Origin of the sequence: Erythrobacter sp. F6033 (assembly GCF_023016005.1) — a bacterium.
Taxonomy (GTDB): domain Bacteria; phylum Pseudomonadota; class Alphaproteobacteria; order Sphingomonadales; family Sphingomonadaceae; genus Erythrobacter.
The window spans coordinates 311378-332307 of sequence record NZ_JALKAZ010000001.1 but is presented as its reverse complement, the minus strand read 5'-3'; the positions used below and the strand labels follow the sequence as shown (position 1 = coordinate 332307).

The 20930-nt window shown below is 54.2% G+C and carries 15 protein-coding genes and 2 tRNA genes; 5 read left to right on the top strand and 12 right to left on the bottom strand.

Annotated features, from left to right (window positions below; all coding sequences use genetic code 11):
* Positions 1-125: 125 nt before the first annotated feature.
* Positions 126-3299, bottom strand: a complete 3174-nt coding sequence (locus MWU39_RS01655) for a TonB-dependent receptor (protein WP_247158236.1) — start codon at positions 3297-3299, stop codon at positions 126-128.
* A 374-nt stretch (positions 3300-3673) separates the two neighbouring features.
* Between MWU39_RS01655 and MWU39_RS01650 the strand changes: the two genes are divergently transcribed.
* The 4 genes from MWU39_RS01650 (at position 3674) to MWU39_RS01635 (ending at position 8526) form a co-directional block, all read left to right on the top strand.
* Positions 3674-6721: a TonB-dependent receptor gene (locus MWU39_RS01650; RefSeq protein ID WP_247158235.1), complete on the top strand. Its 3048-nt coding sequence runs from the start codon at positions 3674-3676 to the stop codon at positions 6719-6721.
* Positions 6722-6895: 174 nt separating this feature from the next.
* Positions 6896-7375: a helix-turn-helix transcriptional regulator gene (locus MWU39_RS01645; protein WP_247158234.1), complete on the top strand. Its 480-nt coding sequence runs from the start codon at positions 6896-6898 to the stop codon at positions 7373-7375.
* Positions 7376-7402: 27 nt separating this feature from the next.
* Positions 7403-7717, top strand: coding sequence for a hypothetical protein (locus MWU39_RS01640; RefSeq protein ID WP_247158233.1), 315 nt, complete (start codon positions 7403-7405; stop codon positions 7715-7717).
* Positions 7717-8526, top strand: coding sequence for a hypothetical protein (locus tag MWU39_RS01635; RefSeq protein WP_247158232.1), 810 nt, complete (start codon positions 7717-7719; stop codon positions 8524-8526). Before MWU39_RS01640 ends, MWU39_RS01635 begins: the two co-directional genes overlap by 1 nt.
* 1673 nt (positions 8527-10199) lie before the next feature.
* On the opposite strand, the gene MWU39_RS01630 is transcribed toward MWU39_RS01635, so the two are convergent.
* The 6 genes from MWU39_RS01630 to MWU39_RS01605 all read right to left on the bottom strand — a co-directional run bounded on the left by MWU39_RS01630 (position 10200) and on the right by MWU39_RS01605 (position 16043).
* Positions 10200-11111: a hypothetical protein gene (locus MWU39_RS01630; protein WP_247158231.1), complete on the bottom strand. Its 912-nt coding sequence runs from the start codon at positions 11109-11111 to the stop codon at positions 10200-10202.
* A gap of 32 nt (positions 11112-11143) precedes the next feature.
* On the bottom strand, positions 11144-13318 hold the full coding sequence (locus MWU39_RS01625) for a peptidase domain-containing ABC transporter (protein WP_247158230.1): 2175 nt from the start codon (positions 13316-13318) through the stop codon (positions 11144-11146).
* On the bottom strand, positions 13315-14460 hold the full coding sequence (locus MWU39_RS01620; protein WP_247158229.1) for an HlyD family efflux transporter periplasmic adaptor subunit: 1146 nt from the start codon (positions 14458-14460) through the stop codon (positions 13315-13317). The genes MWU39_RS01625 and MWU39_RS01620 overlap by 4 nt, the downstream gene beginning before the upstream one ends.
* Positions 14461-14963: 503 nt before the next feature.
* Positions 14964-15308, bottom strand: coding sequence for a hypothetical protein (locus MWU39_RS01615; protein ID WP_247158228.1), 345 nt, complete (start codon positions 15306-15308; stop codon positions 14964-14966).
* A 542-nt stretch (positions 15309-15850) separates the two neighbouring features.
* Positions 15851-15926 (bottom strand) — tRNA-Thr (locus MWU39_RS01610).
* Between the two features lie 43 nt (positions 15927-15969).
* Positions 15970-16043 (bottom strand) — tRNA-Cys (locus MWU39_RS01605).
* A gap of 175 nt (positions 16044-16218) precedes the next feature.
* On the opposite strand from MWU39_RS01605, the gene MWU39_RS01600 reads away from it, so the two are divergent.
* Complete coding sequence (locus tag MWU39_RS01600) at positions 16219-16998, top strand: thioesterase family protein (protein WP_247158227.1); 780 nt, start codon at positions 16219-16221, stop codon at positions 16996-16998.
* 1 nt (position 16999) lies between these two features.
* Here the strand turns inward: MWU39_RS01600 and MWU39_RS01595 are convergent, their stop codons facing one another.
* The 5 genes from MWU39_RS01595 to MWU39_RS01575 all read right to left on the bottom strand — a co-directional run bounded on the left by MWU39_RS01595 (position 17000) and on the right by MWU39_RS01575 (position 20836).
* Entirely contained in the window at positions 17000-17818 is an 819-nt protein-coding gene (locus MWU39_RS01595; RefSeq protein ID WP_247158226.1) for a crotonase/enoyl-CoA hydratase family protein, read from the bottom strand.
* A 104-nt stretch (positions 17819-17922) separates the two neighbouring features.
* Positions 17923-18315, bottom strand: coding sequence for a winged helix-turn-helix domain-containing protein (locus MWU39_RS01590; RefSeq protein WP_247158225.1), 393 nt, complete (start codon positions 18313-18315; stop codon positions 17923-17925).
* Positions 18312-18734, bottom strand: coding sequence for a JAB domain-containing protein (locus tag MWU39_RS01585; RefSeq protein WP_247158224.1), 423 nt, complete (start codon positions 18732-18734; stop codon positions 18312-18314). The genes MWU39_RS01590 and MWU39_RS01585 overlap by 4 nt, the downstream gene beginning before the upstream one ends.
* 197 nt (positions 18735-18931) lie before the next feature.
* Entirely contained in the window at positions 18932-19534 is a 603-nt protein-coding gene (locus MWU39_RS01580) for a hypothetical protein (RefSeq protein WP_247158223.1), read from the bottom strand.
* 102 nt (positions 19535-19636) lie between these two features.
* Positions 19637-20836, bottom strand: coding sequence for an LL-diaminopimelate aminotransferase (locus MWU39_RS01575; RefSeq protein ID WP_247158222.1), 1200 nt, complete (start codon positions 20834-20836; stop codon positions 19637-19639).
* Positions 20837-20930 lie beyond the last annotated feature (94 nt).

Below are 20930 nucleotides of genomic sequence, written 5' to 3'. Positions count from 1 at the left end.
TACCTCTGCGCTAGTTACAGCCTACCCCTTAACTCAACAAGCCTTGCACAAAACCACTTTGAATTGCCAGTCCCGTTGAAAAGCTGTCGCCGCCTGTACCCCTACGGCGGCGACAGCCTAAAGGGTCAGAACTTGACCCGAACACCAGCAAAGTAACGCGGGCCATACACTTGGATCGCGCCAAAATCGTCCGGTGCGCCGCGGAAGTTGGTGCGCGGCTCGTTGAAGAGGTTGATCCCTTCGACCGAGAACCGGACGTTGCTGTTCAACTCATAAGACATACGCGCTTCGAAGACGCCTACGTCATCGACATACCGAACGCGGCCCGGAGTGGAGACGAACTGCTGGAAGTAGTCGCTCCGGTATTTGTAGACTCCTTGGAAGTCGAAATCGCCGATTTCATAGTAGACCTGACCGGAGAACACGTGCTCGGAAAAACCAAACAGGTTCGAAGGCGGGATCAAACCATTGCTGGTTGTCTGAACGTTGTTCACATCAACTGTCGTGATCGCGCCCAGCGTATCATCTTCGAATTCGAAGTTTGAGTCCGCATAGTTGTAGCTCAGTTTAAAACCGAGACCATCAAGCGGAGCAGGCAGATAGCTAAACCGGTGCGCTGCTGTGACTTCGATGCCGTAGATGGTGCTGGTTTCATCAGTTGTGTTGATTGTCAGAACCGGCAGATCAACCACGTTACCTTCAATGTTGAAGGTTTCCGTAATGGCCGCCGTTTCAAAACCACCGTTGAAGCTTTTGTAATATGCATTGAAGGCAAGGATCGTATCCGCGTTCGGATACCATTCGAGGCCAACATCCACATTCCAGGACAATAGCGGGTCGGTAGCCGGGTTACCAGTGGCCGTCACACTATCGATGCCGCCAGTCAGAGCCTGCTGCGCGGTGGTGAATTCATCGTTGTTGGTGTTGAAAGTCCGTCCATTACCGAGATCCGAAGGATCTGGGCGCGAAAGCGAACGATACAGTCCGACACGACCAAGAAGATCAGGCTGGAACTCGGCTACAAGGTTAAAGCTAGGCAGAACCTCGGTGTAAGAACCACGCGTTACGTTGGTAACAAGTGTCCCCGTATCCTGAACAACCGTGAATTCATCGGCCGAGTTGGGATCGGTTGGATCTGCTGCGGTAAACAGAACGGACAAATCAGCACGGAAACCCCTTGTCGTGATGTCTGTACCAACGACCCGGACACCTACGTTACCTCGGATCGGCAGACTACCGAGATCACCATCGAAATTAGCCTGAGCGTAGGCCGCCCAACTCGTTTCCTCGACATCGGTGTTGTCGATCGAGTCGAAGTCGCCGGTTAGATAAATCGGAACACCGTCTTCGTCGAACTGGAGACCGCGCGGATCTTCGCGTTCAAGCACCTGCGCGATGCAAAGTGCATCGAAGGTCGCAAAAGTGTTCGATGTGCTGAGAACATTTCCGTCAAGGTCGACATTGGTGATCAGAGGGTTGCCACCCGAGATCGAGCCAAGGAACCCGGTTTCCGGGAAGCTTGTACGGCATTCTTGGTTGGCCACGAAAAGCGCGCCTGAACCATCGGTGTCGTTATATGTTTCCTCGAACCGGCTCAGATTGTCATCCGCGCTACCCCGGGCACCCGGCACGTCGCGATAGACCAGTTCCTGATAACGGGCACCGCCCATGATCGAGCTGAAGAAGCCATCCATCTCATATTCGAGATCGCCGCGGAAAGCCCAGATTTCATTGAAACGATCCTGCTCAAGATCGGCACGCAAACGAGGATCGTTCGCGAACAGAGTGTAATCAGTCACATCGAAGTTCTGAGTGATGAAGTTCAGACCTTCAGATCCATTCTGCTGGATAAGAACTGCGGTCTCAATCCGGTCATCCGTACCGTTGGTGCGACCAGCGTTAGGCGTCTGATCGCTTTCGAACGCTTCTGGGAAGAACGGGTTGCCGTCCGCATCGGTATTTCCGAAAATGCTCTCACCATCCTCGGTGCGGAAGCGGATTTGAACCGCCTCTTCAACCCGCTGAGTGCGCGAGTAAGAAGCATCAAGTGATACGGTCAAACGGTCACTGACCTGCGCATCAATCGAGAGGCCGCCACCATAATACTCTTCGTCACGCTCGAGATATTCACTCACAGCCTCAACGCGCTGCTCGTTAGTGAATGAACGCAAAGCGCCGCTTTCGGTAAAGGTCAGCTCGACACCAGGGATCTTGTTCGGATCACCCGGACCATCAATCCGGCGACCTTCAGCAAAGTTCAGATCGCTACGCTGCTCTTTGAAAAGGCGCTTCGAATATTGGAAATCGGCGTTGATGTCGACGCGTGGGCTTGGCTTGTACTGGATCGCCCCAAAGACAGCGTCACGCGTATCTTCGGTGATGTTCGAACGCAAAGCATAGCTGTTGCGCGCAATCACAAATGGCAGATCAACCGTGCCATCACGCAAACCGTCAATCGTGCCACTGCTGGTGTCGCAGTTCCCGTCATCGAACACGCCGTCGCTGGTCGTACTTGGATCAATCACACAGGCACGGATCGTATTGGAAACGTTTGCCTCTTGCTCTGGATTGGTCGTGGAGTTGCGCTGATACCCAAGCGCAATACCAAACTCGCCATCGCCGAGCTGCCATTGATCAACATAGCTGCCGGTTGCACGGTAACCGAATTTTTGGAAACGCTGGTCTGGATCAATATCCAGATTGTCCGGGTTGATATTGAGCTTGAACTCACCCTGGATACGCTGCTTGCCATAATCGACAGGCTTGATCGTTTCGAGAACGATCTGGCCTGCGACGCCGCCTTCGACATAGCTGGCCGCCTGCGTTTTATAGATGCCCACCTTGTCAAACAGCTCGGAAGGGAATTGGCTGAAGTTGACTGAGCGATCTCCGGAACCGTTCGAGGCAATGCGGCCGTTGATAACAGTCGAACTCAAAAACGGACCCAAACCGCGAATCGAAATCTCGGTAGCGCCGCCTTGCTCACGGTGCGAACCGGCACCAGTTAGCGTCTCAAGAGCTTCACCGATCGAGAGCGCGGGAAGATCGCCAATCTCATTGGCAGAAAGCGCGTCGAACACTTCTGTCGAATTGCGCTTTTCTTCGATCGAACCCTGAATAGTGCCGCGGATACCGGTAACAACAATGCCACCATCTTGCTCCGCCACTTCGACCGGCTCTTCATCTGCAGCCTGATCCTGCGCAAGCGCTGGCGCACCCACAAATGCGGCCCCCGCCAATAGAGTAGCTGATATGGAAATGCGCGCCGAAGCGCCGCGCGAAGTAGCACGAACAGTCATTTTGCCCCCTCCCTGAGGTATGTTTATGGCACCATGGATAGAGTCCAGCCCATGTTTGTCAACCAAGGTGTCATACCAATTTTGCAGCCATGGTAGACCGTACGGGGGTATCCGCCCGTGCCTGCACACAAACTTCAGTATAAATAGCCGAGCAGGCGTGCAAATTTGTCACACAGCCCCGCCACGGACTGACCATTCGGTAATGACGCTCCGGGCAAAATACTCGCAAGTGTCTGTTTATAAACAGAAAGGTGTGGAATACAAATTGGTATACACCCAAATGGATAAACGCCTGTCACTCTGGTTGACACTTTGGACTTCACAATTATGCTTCGGCAAAAATAACAACGAAGACCACTGTGAGGGGATTATCAATGAAGTATCGGAACGGAGGCGCGAGCCTGTCCGCAAAGAAGGCGCGCATTCTTGCGGGCTTGATGACTGGTTCGGCCATCGCATTTGCTCCAGGAGCAGCGCTTGCCCAAGACGGCGAATCAACGGCCGAAGTTGCCAATGGCGACGAAGGTACAGAGATCATTGTCAGCGGCATTCGCAGCTCGCTTGCGAGCGCGCTCAACGAACAACGTAACGCAGATAGCATCGTCGAAGTCATCCAAGCGGAAGACATCGGTAAACTGCCAGACCAAAACCTTGCAGAAGTGCTCGAAAACGTAACCGGCGTTCAGATTACCCGTACTGCGGGTGTCGGCACCGGCGTCCAGATCCGTGGTACCAACGATAACCAGGTTCTGATCAACGGCGTCAAAACCGTTTCCGCAGGTACAGGCCGCGGCGGCATCAGCTTTGAAGACATCAACCCGGCCATTATCGGCTCGGTCGAAGTCATCAAGGCACCTACTGCTGACACGATCGAAGGTTCTGTCGGTGGTACAGTGAACCTGCGCACAATTCGCCCGCTCGACATCACCGACCGGATCGTCTCGCTGCGCGTTCAAGGCGAATACAGCGAACTTTCCGATAGCGTAACTCCGCGCATCTCGGGCAGCTTCGGCGATGTCTGGCAGGTGGGTGACGGCGAGCTCGGCATCGTTCTCAGCGCAAGCTATTCCGAACAGGAAGCAACCTCGTTCCGTCCACGTGTCGACCGTGACACCGTGGTTCTGACAGGTGCGGGCGTTGCTGCTGACGGATCACCTGGCCCGGCGTTTAACTATCTCGGCATTCAATTCCTCAACCAAGAACTCGAAAACTTCGAGTATGAGACCATCAACTTCGCCGGTTCGATCGAATACGCGCCGAACGATAATCTGATGTTCTTCTTCGACACGATCTACAACGATCAAACGCGGACGCAGGACAGTTCGCGCGTTCAAGGTTCGGGCGTCAGCTCGCTGCGCTTCAACAACGTGCCCGATCAGTTTGAAACTGTGAACTTCGGTTCGCTGGACGGTGTCGCACTGGGTTCAATCGAAGCAGCGCTCGTTGGCGTCATCGAGCCAAACCTTACACGCGACGATGATGATCCAAACCTGCGCTTTTCAAGCGACACAGGCGCGCGTGTAACGACCAGCGAACTCTACCGCCTTGGTACCGAGTTTGAAACTGGCCGCTTCTCTGCCCGTCTCGAAGCATCGCGTTCGACATCAGATTCGAGCAACCCGAATTTGAGCACCACGCTCAACTTTATCAACCCGAACCCGCTGACCCCTCTTGACGGATCGAGCAACGACAACAGCGTTCCCTTCCGTTATGATCTCTCGGGCGGTTCGCTGACATTCGGTGTGAACTTTGACTCGCCATTTGCACCAACGGTCGCTGATCTGACCGATCTTAGCGGTGCCAACGTTGTGCTGGATGCGGTTACAAACAGCAACAACCGCACGCAGAACGAAGAAACCGCTTTCCGCATCGACACCACGCTCGATCTGGAAGACCTCACTCCGTTCTTCACCTCGTTCGATCTGGGTTATCGTTTCAACGATTCCTCGACACAGTTTGACCAGCTCCGCTCCACATTCGGAACGGGCGCGATTGCAAACAGCCCAAGCGGTACACTGTTCTCCGATCTGCTTGTCGCTGGCCCAAGCAACTTTGGTGATGCCGATGGGCGCGAGCTTGCGTTCCGCAACTTCGTATTGATCGATCCAAACCGTGCGTTCTCTGAGCGTGATGCGGTGTTCGCCCAACTTCAGGCAGCATTGGATTCGACGCCGGGCGGTCAGGCTCGCATCGCGAGCGGTAGCCGTTTGCTCAGCGATCTGGATCCAAACGCATCTGGTAACCTGTCCGGCTCGTTCCGTATCGAAGAGAAAACCAGCGCCGTTTACGGGCAGTTGAACTTCGAAAGCGGCCCAATCCGCGGCAATATCGGTCTGCGTTGGGTCAGCTCGGAAATCGACTCGTTCGGTAACACAGTCGCCAATGGCGTCGTTTCTCCGATCACCTCGCGCGGCAGCTATGATGAATGGCTTCCACGTGTAAACCTGATTGCGGATATCACCGATGATCTCGTGTTCCGCGCAAGCTACACCGAGGACATCAACCGTCCGGACTTTAACGATCTGTCGCTTTCGGTGACATTCCCGACCGGGCCGAACAATCCAGTGTCACTCGGCAACCCGAACTTGGCACCGGAAACCGTGCAATCCTATGATGCTTCGCTGGCATGGTATTTTGCACCGTCGTCTCTGATCAGTGTCGGCTTCTTCCATAAGGATCGTACGAACCTGTTCGTGACCCAAGTTGAAGATGCAGTCGAAGATGCCAACGGCTTCCGCGACATCACCGACCCATGCGAAGGTGGCGGTATCTTTAACCCGGTTCCAGATCGCAACGTCCTGTCGCCAACGATCGGCAATGGCCTTTGTGTTCCGCTGCAAACCATCATCAATGACACGGCAACGACGACCCAGACCGGTATCGAAGTTGCGTTCCAGTACGATCTTTCGCAGTTCGAAGACGTTCTGGGCTTTGCATCGGGCTTTGGTGTGATCGCCAACTACACCTACCAAGAATTTGGTGGCGGTCAGGCGACCAACAGCAACTCCGGTCGCGGCGAAGACATCTTCCAAGCGATCAACCCAAGCATCGCGGTTCCAGTAACCGCGGTTCAGGGTCTGCTCGACTTCTCCGAAAATGCGTACAACGCGACGCTTTACTACGAGAAGTACGGCCTGTCGGCTCGCGCACGTTACACATGGCGTGATGCTTTCCGTACGCTGGATACAGCAGGCGGCGCATCGCTCAACTCGACCCTCGGTTTCCCGACAGTGACGGAAGCCCGTGGTCAGCTGAACGCGAGTGTCACCTATGACGTGACCGAATGGCTGAACATTGGCGCAGAAGGTGTGAACCTGACCAAATCCGACATCACACAACGCTGTGTGAATTCGGGCGCGCTGCTTTGCTTCCAAGGCCTTCCGGATCGCCGCATCACTTTCGGTGCGACACTGCGCTTCTAAGCTCGCGCAAACATAACGCCAAAGACTGACAATCGTCGGTTTGCGAGGCGCCGCCACACTCTCCCGGCGGCGCCTCGTTTCGTTCCAGGATGCGCAAAGCTGCAACCGAAGCCATTGGCCCGTTCACTATGAGAGTCTTGGTCCCATTTCGAGACCTGCTAAAGCACTTCCTCAATGGACGAGAATCAAGCCACCAATCCACTTTCGTCGCTGACGCAGCGCCAAGCTCAAGTGCTCGATCTGGCGCTTGAAAGGCTGGAGAACAAGGTGATCGCCGCTCGCCTAGGCATAAGCGAGCGGACCGTTGAAGTTCATATTGAAAAAGCCGCCCGAAAGCTTGGTACATCCAGGAAGAACCCGACTGTCATCGAATACGAAAGGCTGCTCGACGAGTGCGGAAAAGCCGAACGTGGAATTTCCCGACTTGGAAAAGATACCGCCAAATCCAAAAACGACAATCAAGACGCAACGGATATGTCGATACCCGATGTTCCGGTCTCGCGTCTTGACGTTTTGGACGCTCAGCTTGGCGGCAAATGGTGGCGGTTGGCAGGCGTTGTCTTCATCCTTGTGATGCTGCTGACAGCTGCTCGAACCGGTCTCGACTTTGCACAGGACCACAGCTCATATGTGTCTCAAACGTCTAAACCTTGAACGCGCCTGGCGCAGTAGGACAAGACAATGTCGAATTTGGATCAGATGGGCCGTGAAATGAGCATTCGCTTTCACGAAGCGATGGACAATCTCGATCGGCTGCAAAACGAAATGGACGAGCTGGCGTCGTTTGCCCGCACCATTCGCACGGAGAGCAATATGGGACAGCTGGACGGTCAGCGGACCCTCAACTTCATCTCGGGCACGCAATCGCGGCTGAATGAGGCCCGTGAGAAACTGGCTCTGGCACATGCGCGCGCTGAGAAAGATGCTATCAAAGCCGATCTCCCTTGGGAATGTCCCGCTGCTAGGGCCACTAAACTCAAACTGGTGAATGGCTAGTGACTCTGCCCGACCTTGAACAAACCAGTATTGCGGTAATTTATGGCGCGCTGATTGTCTCGGTCGGGCTAGCCCTTTGGGATTGGATCGAAAGCGCACGTCAAAAACCCAACTACAGGGAAGGCGGCGTGCCAGAGCGATTCGGCGTGCTTACCTTCGTTTTCATGTTCGTGGTTCAAGCGCTGGGCTACGCAGGTAAAAGTGCTCAGCCAGAATTTGCAGCGGTCGACCAAATCTCGGTCCTGTCGGACCTCATTGGGCTGACAGGCTTTCTGGCATTGGCTCTCAATGCGAGGCGCTTCTGGCCTCTCTTTTGCACCGCTTTGCAAGGGTGCAGCGTTATCTTTCACTACGCACGGGACATTATTCCGGACATTATCCCGCTCGCCTATGCGATCCAGAAAAGCACACCAACCACTATGGCTCTTCTTATTGTGATGGGCGCGCTGATTTATCGGCGTTGGCGGGTGAGCCGGCAAGGCTGGGACATGGATTGGTCTGTTGCAGGTTATGCGCGTTTGTATCGCGAAACTGACAACCGCATGATGCTGTGGGATTTTCTAAAAACTTTCGGCCGGTCATGGCTGGGCCTGCCAGTGATGATCTGGGGGACGCTAATTGTTGCATACAGCGCTCTTCATTCATGGAGCGGTGCACCTTTCCCAACTATTCTAGCATTGCTGGGCGTTGTCACGATCGCCGCAGGCGTTCTGTACCACCAAAGGGAAAACAGGCTGGTTGAGGAACGCACAAAGGCGTTCAAAACGCTATACGGTGCGCAAATGGGCGCTCCCTCTGCATCACGCTAGGCTGTTCGCATCCGCCATTTCCCGCTCGGCATACCGACCTAGTTCAGCTGCGATGAGGCACATGGTCTGCAAGCGTTCCGCAGCCATCAAAATGAGTCACATAGATTAGGTGGTGCCGCTTAGAGGACTCGAACCTCTGACCCCATCATTACGAATTTGATGGAATGGTTTAGGAATAGCCCTATTTGCCAGAGCGTTATATGTCTTGAGTAGCCCAAACTTCTGTTTGCCCCACAGAGAACCCAAAGTGCAAAGCTGGATCGTTTTCACGATTTCCTTGTGAAAGCGCTTTTGGCCGATTCAATTTTGCCATCGGACCTCAACCAAACCCATTGAACGGCTGCTCATTGGACAGTTCCCAACTTCTTCAAACGTCCACTATGGCGAGGTGAAAGCGGACATCGTACTTTCGCGAAGTTTGATCAATCGATCTCGCAGGACTGAAATGTTCGTAGCTCTTCGATCGAGGCTAACTAAATGCTTGATGACGTTGAAATCGAACTTTGGGCAAAGCAGTCAAAAAAGATCTACCCCTTGAATGAACCGCACAAAATAGACGAATATAAAAGCGAATTGGAATGCAATGAAGCTAACCCCTTCTCGCCATTTTGCTGTATAAATAACTGTGGTTATTGCAGCTATCGCAGCAATTAAAATGCCGACATACAAAGACGCACTATCACTAAAATCAGGTGTGGAATCAAACATTATTAGAGCTGTCGGCAAGATCAAGATATTAAGGAAAATCAATAATAAATCGATTTGACGAATTTTGTAGCGCGACCAAATTTTCAAAGAAATTAGCGTCGCGATTGAGAGGCAAGAAAAGAAGAGAACCAGGAATTGAAGCATCAGTTCTTCAAATCACAAGACTTGATTTCGCGACCATGGGAATGCGGGCCTGGCGAAGTAAATCGAATCCGAGCTGTCGGCACAAAAGCGTTGGTTATCGAAGCCGGGGATTGGGTAAGTGAGAGATCACTGCTTTGGTCTAATTTCCAGCCAAAAACCAACAAGTCGTCCACGGTTGGGGCCCATTGTGTAAACTGCATGACAACCCTTTCACGCCTCCCTTCACTGCTTGGCTTAAGGTAACAAAGTGGTTGTGATGCATGCGTCGCGATTGAGAGAAAAGCTGTATCGACGCCGAAGCGACTAAACGTATCGATAGTTTTTCTGTGATTCTCGGAAACGAGATCCCAACTAGGCGTCTGAGAAGACACATACCCCTGCTCTACCATGCCAAAACTGTTGGCGTGCATTACAATGACCGATTCCGGATTTAGGCTAATTCTGTCAGCGAATGGGAGCAAAAACTGGGAGCACGATGAAGCACATACGCCCACTACATCGATGTGCATCTTATTTTCAGCGATCAAAACGCTCGCATCAAGAGCAATTTGTTCGTTACCGCCAGGGCTTTGCAATCGGATTCTTCGATGGCCGTCGCGTATGGCTTTCTCCAACTTCTCGTAGAACGTTCTGTCGATTACGCCCTCAATCAATGGGCTTTTTTTGTGAACATTGGGTTCAGCCGCGCACGCGCTAGCAAGAACGCCGCACAGTACGATAATTGAATGGGCTAGCCGCACCTAAATCTCCAGTTTTGAGTTGCACCAAAAGTCGAAGACAGGTCCCCAGAAAAGTCTAGGGACCTGTCTTGTCAACATCAATTAATATGCTTCGGTGTTCTCACCTGACTGTGATGGAGGTGATTCAGGGCTATCACCTCCTTCGCTCTCATCTGAGTGTTTCTCGTCAATTGAGAACTGGATTCCAGTGTTCAATTGGAACCCTATCGTCAAAGGATCCAAGTCGAAGTCAATGCCACCTAACATAGTCGCCCAATGAGCTGGGGTAAGAAATGAAAGTGGAGCAGTATGGACCTGTAGACCACTATTGTCTGCATTGGCCGCAGCAACCTCGTCTGAAGCGCTATAGCCGAATTCTAGAGTGCCGCCCCAGCCAACGGTGAATAGCCCAGTGTTGCCCCCTTCGCTAAGGCCGAACCCTCCGCCTACAATGGGGGTGAATGTCATGCCTCCGTAAAAGGAACCATCGCCATCGCCCGATTGGCTCGTTGAGCTGGAAGAAGATCCTTCACTAGAGTAAGCCCATCCAGCATTTGGTCCAGAACCGCTATAAGGTACGTCAAACATTGCGCCGGTTTGGGAATCGATAAACGTCCCAGTGATCACTCCATTCCCCCAGTCATAAAGGCCTGAGAAAACATCAGTAGGGTCCAACATCAACTGACCGAGCATCATGTTGATATCTGAAAGAGGATCAAGAAGATCGTAATCCGGACCCATCGTAAAGCTCCAACTAGTGGATGCGCCGCCGCCAGAGCCATTGCTGTCACCTGAGTCGCCACCTCTTGTTCCAGTTACAATGATCACATTGCCGCCATCTCCACCGTCGTCACCCGTTGTCATGATGCCAAGCATCTCGGCAACAGACTGCCTGTTTTGAAAGCCGTCCTGTATTGGATCCGGGATCGGGTCTTCATTGTAATACCCACCGCCAACAGCTTCGAGTTCAACCTCATTAAGGACTCTGAATTTGCTTCTGTTTTCATGCTTCATGTAAAAACCCTTTTTGTTGAATGATTGAAATTCTAAAATTCTAAAATTAGTTTACTGGCTCCCCCTCCAACTCGGTTGATTGAACTCTGATTTATGGGTCTTGCCTGCCCGCCTTTGACCTCGAAGACCTTTTCCGCTGCCTCAAGCGTCGCTGGCCGATGCGCGACCGCTATGCGCGTGATCTCCAGCCCCTTCAGCGTTTCAAGTATCTTAGCCTCATTCTCGGCATCGAGGTTCGCAGTGCCCTCATCGAGGATCAGCACTTTTGGATCGGGATAGAGCGCACGCGCCAGCAGCACGCGCTGCAATTGCCCGCCGGATAGGACCGATCCCATATCGCCTACGAGCGTCTCGTATCCCATCGGCATCGCGTCGATCTCGCCGTCGATCTGCGCCATCCGAGACACTTCGCGCACGCGCTCCATATCGATCTCAGGATCGAAGAACGCGATGTTTTCAGCCAGTGATCCAGCGTAGAGCATATCGCCCTGCGCCACCGATCCGATGGCGCGGCGGTATTTGATTTTGCGATAGGAACTGATCGGGCGCTCGCCCAACCGCACAGCGCCGTTGGTCGGCTCAAACAGGCCCATCAGGATTTTCATCAGGGTCGTCTTGCCGCCGCCTGAAGGGCCAGTGATCGCGATAAATTCGCCCGGCTCGATTGTCAGGTTCACGCCCTGCAACACCATCGGCTCGTTCGTGCCGTAACGATAGAACACCCGGTCGAGCACAAGCGGTTTGGTAAAGTCCGGTTCTTCGTTGCTTTTCTCGGCCTCGCCCTCTTCGAGCGGAGACAGCGCAATGTCCGATATGCGGGTGAGGTGGACCTTCACGATCTGATAGTTGATCATCTGTTCGGTCAGCCGCATGCCTGCGTCCAAGAACTGCTGCTTATACGCCTGAAACGCGAAGATCATGCCGACGGTCAGGATGGAATCGAATGCCAGCGTGATCGCGATATAGACAAAGATCACCCGCTCGCCGCCGATGACAAACTGGCCGAGCGCATCAAAGGCAGCCTGCAGCCGGCCCAGTTTCACTTGCGCATTGACCGCATCAGCCTTGCTCTTTTGCCAAAGACGCTGGCGATTGCCTTCCTGACCGAATGCCTTGATCGCGGAGATACCGCGCACGCTTTCGATAAAGTTGGAGTTCTCTTTTGCCATCGTTGTGATGACATCGAGATTGCGCAGTTTGATCGATTGCAGAAATGCTATTCGGAGGCCGACATAGAGCGCGAGTGCGGCGCAAGCGACGCCCCCCAGCAGCGGCGAATAGACGAACATCAACGCCAGCGTGAGGATCGCCATCAGGCCGTCGATAAAGGCAGCGATCATGCCTTGGCTGATCAGCTGGCTAATCGGCTGCGTTGAACCAAAGCGGGAGATGATGTCGCCAACATGGCGTTTCTCGAAATAGTCGAGCGGCAGTCGCACCAGATGCCGGAACAGGTTGACGATCACTTGATAGGACAGCGAGTTTGAGAGCGTCACAAGGATGAGCGATCGCAGCCAGCTTGCCAACAGGTTCACAATGGTCAACCCGCCAAAACCCAGAGCCAGCATGAACAGAAGGTCGGTATCAAACGCCGGAAAGACCGTGTCGATAGAGATTTGCAGGAAGAACGGTGTGGCGAGCACTACCAACTGCATCACGAGCGACAGCAAGACGATCTGGCGGATCGTGCCCCAGAAACCGGTCATTTTAGACCAGAGCTGGGTGATGTTGAGCTGTTTCTTCTCGATCTTCGGTTTGAAACTTTCCGACCGGATCAAGTCGAGCGCAACGCCGGTCCAATGCCGTGAAACATCGTCTTCGCTCAGGACCAATGTGCCGCGAGCGGGATCGTGGATGTGATAGCGCTTGCCGCGCACGCCGCCGGTTATTGCGGTCAGAACAACGAAGTGATTGAGGTTCCAATGCAGGATCGCGGGCATTGCGAGATGCGGCATGTCCTCGATCTCACCGCGAAGAGGCCGTGCATTGAAACCGATATCCTCGGCCACCTGCATGACCTGTTTAAGGTTCGCGCCTTTGAGCGACATCCCGTATCGCTGGCGCAGCGCAATCAGGTCGGTCTTGTAACCGTGAAAGCCCGCCACCATCGCGATGCAAGCCAGCGCGCATTCGCTCGCTTCGCCTTGCGGAATATACGGTGTCTTCTGACGCCCGCTGAATTCGACAAGATCAAGCGGATTGTTCATGAATTCCGATTCAACACCGCGTTGAGGGGCTGGAGTATCCAACCGAGAAAGCTCTGCCGTTCGAGAACGATATTGGCCTGCAGCGTCATCCCCGCCTGCAGTGGAGCGGGTTCGCCGTATGCCTCTACCGTCTGCTGATCGAGGGTCACCCGAACGCGGTAAACCGGCTCTTCAAACGGAAAAGGTATGTCAGTCTCACGTGGATCAACCGCGATGCGCGAGATGGACTTCACGCTTCCGCCAAAGCTGCCGAAGCGTTGGTAGGGAAAGGCATCGAACAGGAGCCGCGCTTCTTTACCGGGCTCCACTAAGCCGATGGCGCGAGTGGGGGCGTAAATCTCAGCGGTCAGCTCGGCGTCTTGCGGCACGATCACCATAAGAGGGCGATTCGGATTGGCGGTGCGTCCGACCCCTGCCGCGAGTGCGGTTACCCGCCCATCGATTGGCGCGGTGATGACATAGCTTTGTTCACCTTCCAGCCGGGCTTGTTCGGCTGACAGGCTCTGGAGTGTATCCTGAATACGGGAGATACCCTGAGCCGCATCGATATTGACGCTGGCGAGCTGACTGCGAGCTTGATCTGCTTCGGCGAGGCTTGCCATCCTGCGTTGGACGAGCGTGGCGAGATTCTGTTGCGAGGAAAGCAACGTTTGCCGACGCCGCTCGAACTCCACCTTGCTGACAAAGCCGCGCTCGACGACTTGTTGGATCTGGTCAAAGATTTGCTGATTAGAGGCGACGACTTCTTCTTGAAGGGCGATCTGGCCAGTCAGGTTGCGCGCTTGATCTTCAGCCGAGGCGATCACAGATTGAAGACGGGTTCGTTCTGCAGCCGCACGCCCGCTTGCCATGGCGACTTGAGCCTCACTCAGCTGTTGACGCGCTGTCAAAGCCCCGATGCTGCGGCTTGCCACATCGCCGCCCGCTTCTGTCTGCCTGTCAGAGTTGATAACGAGCAAGCGCTCGCCCTGCTTGACTATCTGGCCCTCGCTGACCTGCATCTCTGCAATCACGCCGGATTGCCGGGCCACGACTTTCGCGCTGGGAACGTCGGTAACCAGGATGCCCGGAACCGTTTCGACACGGGCATAGCTGCCGACATTTACCCAAACTACGCCAATCGCGATGATTATGAATAGCACGCCAGCAAAGAGCTTCGTCGACAGCGGCTGTGTAAATACAACTTCCCCGTGGAGCCGATCCTGGCTCGCTTCGACAACCTCTTTCCTGAAGAGCGACAAACTGCATCCCGTCTCATTGATCCCGTGGGGAGGGCTAGAAAGATCAGAAGATTCGGGGACTTAAGGTTTTCTGTAGAGGTAGGGACTTTCCCTGATTTCCGCCATTCTCGGACGAAAATATATGTAATCTAGCACGCGAGCAGCGGATCGGTGATTTGCTCGACAAATCGTAATTGTACGTAACCGCCAATTACTAGGCATCATTTGCATTACATCCCCCGCGTCGAAAGCTTCTTAACGCGAATCACAGAGGCCGCATCCGCGCGATCTATTTCTGATTATGTCCGCAATTGGGTCGAACGCTGACTGATCAAAGTAACTGACTTCAAACCTCAAAGCTGACGGTCCGCTTTCGGCCCAATGCCCGCCAGTCTTGGATTGCCAAAAGCTCAGACTTTGATCAGCTAATCTTCGAACCATTCTTTAACGGATGGATAATCCCCGTAAGGAAGATAGTAATTTCGGATCAAACTAGCAAAGATGGTATGGCTTCCGTCCTCAAGTGTATCAGAGGTAATCTCTTCAATTTCCAATTCCGACGGATCGTGCATGTCGGAACCCACAATCGTTTCAACCATGCTCGCGGACTGATGAGTTGCGATGACCGCTACACTCGTTATTCCGGCGAAGTCAGGTGACTTGCCGCCCATGTTCTCGACCCCACTATAAAATTCACTCCATTGCTCGCTGCTGCGCCCGCCAGGAAGACGCACCGAGTATAACTTTTTAGCCGACATTTTCTTCGCCATGTTGCAACCTCTCCAGCAATCAAAATGTCGCTTAGATGAGCAATTGTCGAGTATTTTCAATGAGCTCAATTCACGCTAAGCCGCCCATTGCACACCGTCCCCTCTGCGAAGGCATGCGGTTTCCGAGAAGAACTTTCGCCCCTCTTTTAGCTCCCGTGAGAGGCAACCACGAATTCGCCAAGGGTGAGCGCCACTTCGCGCTTCTAATGGACGTCGGCTGACAGCCAGCCTCCCGTCACTCCCGTATTGCGGTGCGAGCGAACTACTTGAAAGAGCAAGAGTGCAGCTGAGAGAACTGCCCCTTTGTTAGCTCCCACTGGTAAATCAATGGCGGCTTGTTGCACTTTGCGACGCAGAACGGTCAGTCCGCTTGCGGCCCAAATTCAGGCATTTCATAAGACGGTACGCTAGCGACGTCGCGAAGGATCGATCACTAGGTCAGCGCTGGGTTTACTACCCGTAGCGCCCCACTTCGGACCCAAAGCAGCAATTAGCCGGAAGCTACTTTCGCCGCATGGGCCGAGATTTATTGCCGAAAGCACTGGTGCCGCTTAGAGGACTCGAACCTCTGACCCCATCATTACGAATGATGTGCTCTACCACCTGAGCTAAAGCGGCACAGGCGCGCTGGGTTGGTGGAAATTCCTGCGCGCAAAAAGAGTGGAGGCCCGAGCCGGAATCGAACCGGCGTGCAAGGATTTGCAGTCCTCTGCGTAACCACTCCGCCATCGGGCCGAGCCACCTGACGCAACAAAAGCGACAAGCGAAGGCGCGCACTAGCGATTCGTGCGTACAATGGCAATCCGCCATTCGCATTTGAATGACACAATACAGCTGGAACCGATGCTCACTAAGATGTGACGCAACGTCAATCTGGACCCACCGCTTGGAAGCAGGCACAACTACCCACATGACTATTGCAAGCTTACTCGAACCGATCACTGGAAAGCCCGGCCCTGCCCAATTGATACAGGCAGACGATTGGATGCAAGGGCGCACGCTCTATGGCGGTGCATCGGCGCTTGTGGCCTTTACGATGGCGCAGCGCGCTTTCACTGATCTCCCTCCGCTGCGGGCCGCTCAAGTCGGTTTTGTCGCTCCGGTTGGCAAGGATATTGAACTGAACGCCGAGATCGTCAGACAGGGGCGCAATGTCACTCAGGTACGGAGCGAAATCCTATCTGAAGGCAAGGTTGCCCTGACGGCATTCTGGCTGTTCGCGGCTGAGCGCGAAGCCAATGCCTCGCGGCAAGCTACCCCGCCGCAGGAATGGTCCGGCCACCCTCAAGACGCTGCCCAAGCAATGAAGGGACAAGGCCCCGCCTTCATCCAAAAAAATTTCGATGTCCGGCATGGTCAGGCAAAAGATACGGAGCGCGGCGCTACAATTCGTCGCTGGGCGCGGCTGACTGAGGATCACGAGCTCGATCCGGTCAGCAAACTGGTGCTGATGGGGGATGTGAATCCGCCGGGTGCCATGCGTATCATGCAGCGCATGGGACCGATCAGCTCAATCAATTGGTCATTCAACGTGCTCGATCCGCACACTCGGTCTGAAGGTGGCTGGTATCTCGCCGAAAATGCGAGCCAGCATGCCGACGCAGGCTATTCATCGGAACGCCTGCGGATGTGGGATAGCGAAGGCCACCAAGTGCTAGACGGCATCCAGTGCGTTGCGGTGTTTGGTTAGGTCACACGTCTTCGAATGAGGGCGCGCGTTTGGCCATTCCGGCCATGACCGCCTCGACCTGATTCTTTGTCCGCATGATGCCGTGCTGTTCGATGCTTTCTTCGAGAAGAATAGCATCGGTATCGCGCTCAATCATTCCCGCTTGCAACCGTTTTGCCGCACGGATTGCGTGTGGATTGCGGCTAGCAATTTCAGTGGCAATCGTCGTTGCACGGGCGAGCGGGTCAGCATCGACATAAGTCGCAAGACCAAGGCCTTGCGCCTCTTCACCGCTGAATTCTCGGTTGGTGTAGATAAGCTCGCGCAGGACATCATCCCGGACAAGACCGCGCCACAGCGCATATCCGCCCATATCAGGCACCAGTCCCCACTTGAGCTCCATGATTGCCATACGGGTTTCCGGATGGGCAACGCGGATATCGGCGCCGCTGGCGATCTGCATACCACCGCCGAAGCAAACTCCGTGCATCGCTGCCACAACAGGCACGGGCAATTTCCGCCACTGCATGGCCACCTGCTGAAACTTGTTGGAGTTGCCATAGGTTCGTTCGGTCAACTCAGGCTCATCCGGGCTTGGCGTACGGGCAAAACTGGAAGTATCGAGACCTGCGCAAAAGGCGGGTCCCTCCCCTGAAAGCACTACAGCCCGCAGGCCCTTCATATTGTGAAGCACGCTGCCCGCTTCGATAATCCGCTCAAACATCTCCGGGTCGAGCGCATTCATTTTGTCGCCGCGCGTCAGGCGCACCTGCGCAACACCATCTTCGCCCAATTCGATCGAAACACGGTCATTCTTTGACAGGGTCGGTGCGTGTGACATCAGGCTATCCTCATTCGAAGTCATTTAAGTTCGGCATTGAAACTAGCTCTGGAATCCGCCTTGGTCCAGCCGCAAGAATTAACCCAGGTGATCGTCAACGCTGCTTAAGTCACACCAGAACCAAAGGAAAAGACGCTTTGCTCTGGTAGCGTGTCCAAAAAATAGCCGCCATCGGGATGAGTGGCGACGATATTGTCGAGACCGAAACTCGACAATTTCGCTCTGACTCGCGCGACATGAACCGCGACGCTGTTGCTCTCCGGTTCGAAATCTAGGCGCCAGACATCAGCAAGCAATTGCTTCTTCGTCATCCGCAAACCTGGTTCTTCGGCAAGCCTCCAAAGCAATTCAAATTCGCGAGGATGAAAGCCGATCCATTTCGCCTCCACACGCCCATCGCGGTGAAACAGGTCAAGAGTAACATCCCCCGCCTCGCGAAACCGGGGGATCAATGTGGCATTGTCAGGGAATATGGAATGGACAGCGCTCGCGCTCATAACTTCCCTCCGGCGCGCATCGAATACAGATTGTCTCTGGTGAAAATCAGATGGTCGATCAATTCAATATCCAGCGCATCGGCAAACTCCTTAAGTCGAGCCGTTTCGACGATATCCAGCTGGCTTGGACGACAGTCTCCCGATGGATGGTTGTGCGCAATAATCAGGCCACGCGCATCGACCGATAGAGCTTTACTGAACAGGTCCCGCATGCGCAGCTTGAGGAATGCTGTCGTGCCTGCGCCCATCGAAGCGTCTGAAACATATGTATGCGCGGCATCCAGAAAGATCGCGTGGAACCGTTCACGATATGCGGGCTCGGCTAGCACCACACGTCGAAGGCGCTCGACGATGGATACAGTTTGTGCTTCGCGAGGATTGATGGCGCGAAGAGGCGCGCGATCCAGAACAGAAATCATGATCGCCCCTTCAAACTTTCATAAGAAGTCTAAGGAGTGAACCAACAGGATGCCGCGATCTTTTGATCAATGCACTCTGCACAGGCGCGACGACAGTTTCAAACAAACACCGCTCTAACGTCCAGCGAAATTCGGGGTGATACGGGGTGTCGCAATAAGCATGGTCGGCCATAGGAAATGTCCCTGCCTGCCATTGCTCAAACGGTAGGCTGAATCTCACTCACGGGGACGCGTTCCGAACCGTCCATTGCCTCGCTCAATGCAACCGCTGCGGTCACTGACAGCGCCACAGCTGCCATCATTCCAAAAACGATGCCGACTATCGCAGCGAGGCGAAACAAAACGGCATGTTCGCCGTCGAGCACCCCGGGGACAACCTTTGGTTCGTCTGGGCGCAGCCACGGCGCCTGTTCGATCAGCGGGAAAGCATCGCTCATCACAAGCTCGCCCCGGTCAACCCGATTGCCTATATCGCTTGGCTGGGTCGGCTGCGGCACCTGATTTTTGCTATATACAGATTCTGTGAAGCCCTTGTGGCCGTCACCTATAGAGGGGGCGCCTGTCACAACTTCAGGCGGAATTGCGCTCTGTTCTTGAGTCTTCGAAGCGCGATAGATTTCGACAAGCTCTCCCAAGCTTCCCGCACTATAGATGTCCTTAAGGGCGCGAATGTGTTGATTAATGCGGGTTTCGGACACGCCAAGTTCCTGCGCAATCACCTTAATTGGCATGCGGCGGTCTATTCGCTCAATCACGGCCTGCTGTCGTTCGGTCAGTGGCCGCGCCGCTTCGGGCGGCATCCCTTCCTCCTTCATGTAATTATCGACTTCGTTAGTTAATGCATTTTATACCGCTTTGCTCCCCCAAATTTATGGGGAATTCTTAACCCTTGAAATACTTAACTAAGTTCCCGCGCTATTTACCCCGAGAGAAGATAAGTACCTTTTTACATTGCGGGCTGCTTGTCTAAGGCGCTGTTCATTCTCGACCATCGCGATCCGAACAAAACCCTCGCCCTTCTCACCATAACCCACACCCGGCGCGACAGCGACTTGGGCCTCGGTCAGCAATTGCTTGGAGAATTCGAGGCTGCCCATTTCCGCCAAAGCGGGAGGCAGCGGAGCCCATGCAAACATTGAGGCCGCTGGAGGAGGTATATCCCACCCTGCCCGGCCAAACGCTTCGACCATGACATCGCGCCGTTTGCGGTAAAGATTGCGATTGCTTTCAATGATGTCCTGCGGTCCGTTTAACGCTGCGCAGGCCGCTGCCTGAATGGGCGTGAAGGCGCCATAGTCGAGGTAGGACTTTACCCGCGTCAAGGCCGCGATCAGCTGTTTGTTGCCAACAGCAAACCCCATTCGCCAACCGGCCATGGAATAGGTTTTGCTCATACTTGTGAACTCAACAGCAATGTCTTTCGCGCCATCAACCTGCATGATCGAAGGCGTCGGTTCGCCATCATAGTACAGCTCGGAATAGGCGAGATCGGACAAAACCCAGACCTGGTTTTCTTTGGCCCAAGCAACAAGGCGCTCGTAAAACGCGAGATCAACAGTCTCAGAAGTCGGGTTTGACGGATAACTCACAACCAGAACACTGGGCCGAGGAACTGTAAAGTTCATCGCACTCTCTAGGGACCGCCAATACTCTTCGTCCGGCGTCGTTGGGATAGACCGGATGGTCGCGCCGGCGATAATAAATCCGAATGTATGGATCGGGTAAGATGGGTTTGGAGCCAGCACCACGTCTCCGGGCGCGGTGATCGCATTGGCGAGGCTTGCGAGCCCTTCCTTCGATCCCATTGTAACGACAACTTCGCTCTCAGGATCGAGATCGACACCGAAACGGCGCTCATAATAGTCCGCCTGCGCGCGGCGAAGGCCGGGAATACCCTTCGACTGCGAATAGCCATGAGCAGAAGGCTTCGCGGCCACTTCGCAAAGCTTGTCGATGACATGCTGCGGCGGGGGCTGATCAGGGTTGCCCATACCAAGGTCGATAATGTCCTGCCCGCTCTGACGCGCGGCATGCCGCATCGCATTCACTTCAGCGATCACATAGGGTGGCAACCGCTTCATGCGGTAAAATTGTTCGTCCATTGCGTTTCCTACCCATATCCGCGCAATCAAAATGGCTGCGGACGTAATTTTCCGTTTAAGCCATTAACAGTCGATGTGGGAAGGCGTTTTCGCT

Coding starts and splice junctions, on each gene's coding strand:
- MWU39_RS01655 (WP_247158236.1), bottom strand. CDS start 3,299: ATGACTGTTCGTGCTACTTCGCGCGGCGCTTCGGCGCGCATTTCCATA.
- MWU39_RS01650 (WP_247158235.1), top strand. CDS start 3,674: ATGAAGTATCGGAACGGAGGCGCGAGCCTGTCCGCAAAGAAGGCGCGC.
- MWU39_RS01645 (WP_247158234.1), top strand. CDS start 6,896: ATGGACGAGAATCAAGCCACCAATCCACTTTCGTCGCTGACGCAGCGC.
- MWU39_RS01640 (WP_247158233.1), top strand. CDS start 7,403: ATGTCGAATTTGGATCAGATGGGCCGTGAAATGAGCATTCGCTTTCAC.
- MWU39_RS01630 (WP_247158231.1), bottom strand. CDS start 11,111: ATGAAGCATGAAAACAGAAGCAAATTCAGAGTCCTTAATGAGGTTGAA.
- MWU39_RS01625 (WP_247158230.1), bottom strand. CDS start 13,318: ATGAACAATCCGCTTGATCTTGTCGAATTCAGCGGGCGTCAGAAGACA.
- MWU39_RS01615 (WP_247158228.1), bottom strand. CDS start 15,308: ATGGCGAAGAAAATGTCGGCTAAAAAGTTATACTCGGTGCGTCTTCCT.
- MWU39_RS01600 (WP_247158227.1), top strand. CDS start 16,219: ATGACTATTGCAAGCTTACTCGAACCGATCACTGGAAAGCCCGGCCCT.
- MWU39_RS01595 (WP_247158226.1), bottom strand. CDS start 17,818: ATGTCACACGCACCGACCCTGTCAAAGAATGACCGTGTTTCGATCGAA.
- MWU39_RS01590 (WP_247158225.1), bottom strand. CDS start 18,315: ATGAGCGCGAGCGCTGTCCATTCCATATTCCCTGACAATGCCACATTG.
- MWU39_RS01585 (WP_247158224.1), bottom strand. CDS start 18,734: ATGATTTCTGTTCTGGATCGCGCGCCTCTTCGCGCCATCAATCCTCGC.
- MWU39_RS01580 (WP_247158223.1), bottom strand. CDS start 19,534: ATGCCGCCCGAAGCGGCGCGGCCACTGACCGAACGACAGCAGGCCGTG.
- MWU39_RS01575 (WP_247158222.1), bottom strand. CDS start 20,836: ATGGACGAACAATTTTACCGCATGAAGCGGTTGCCACCCTATGTGATC.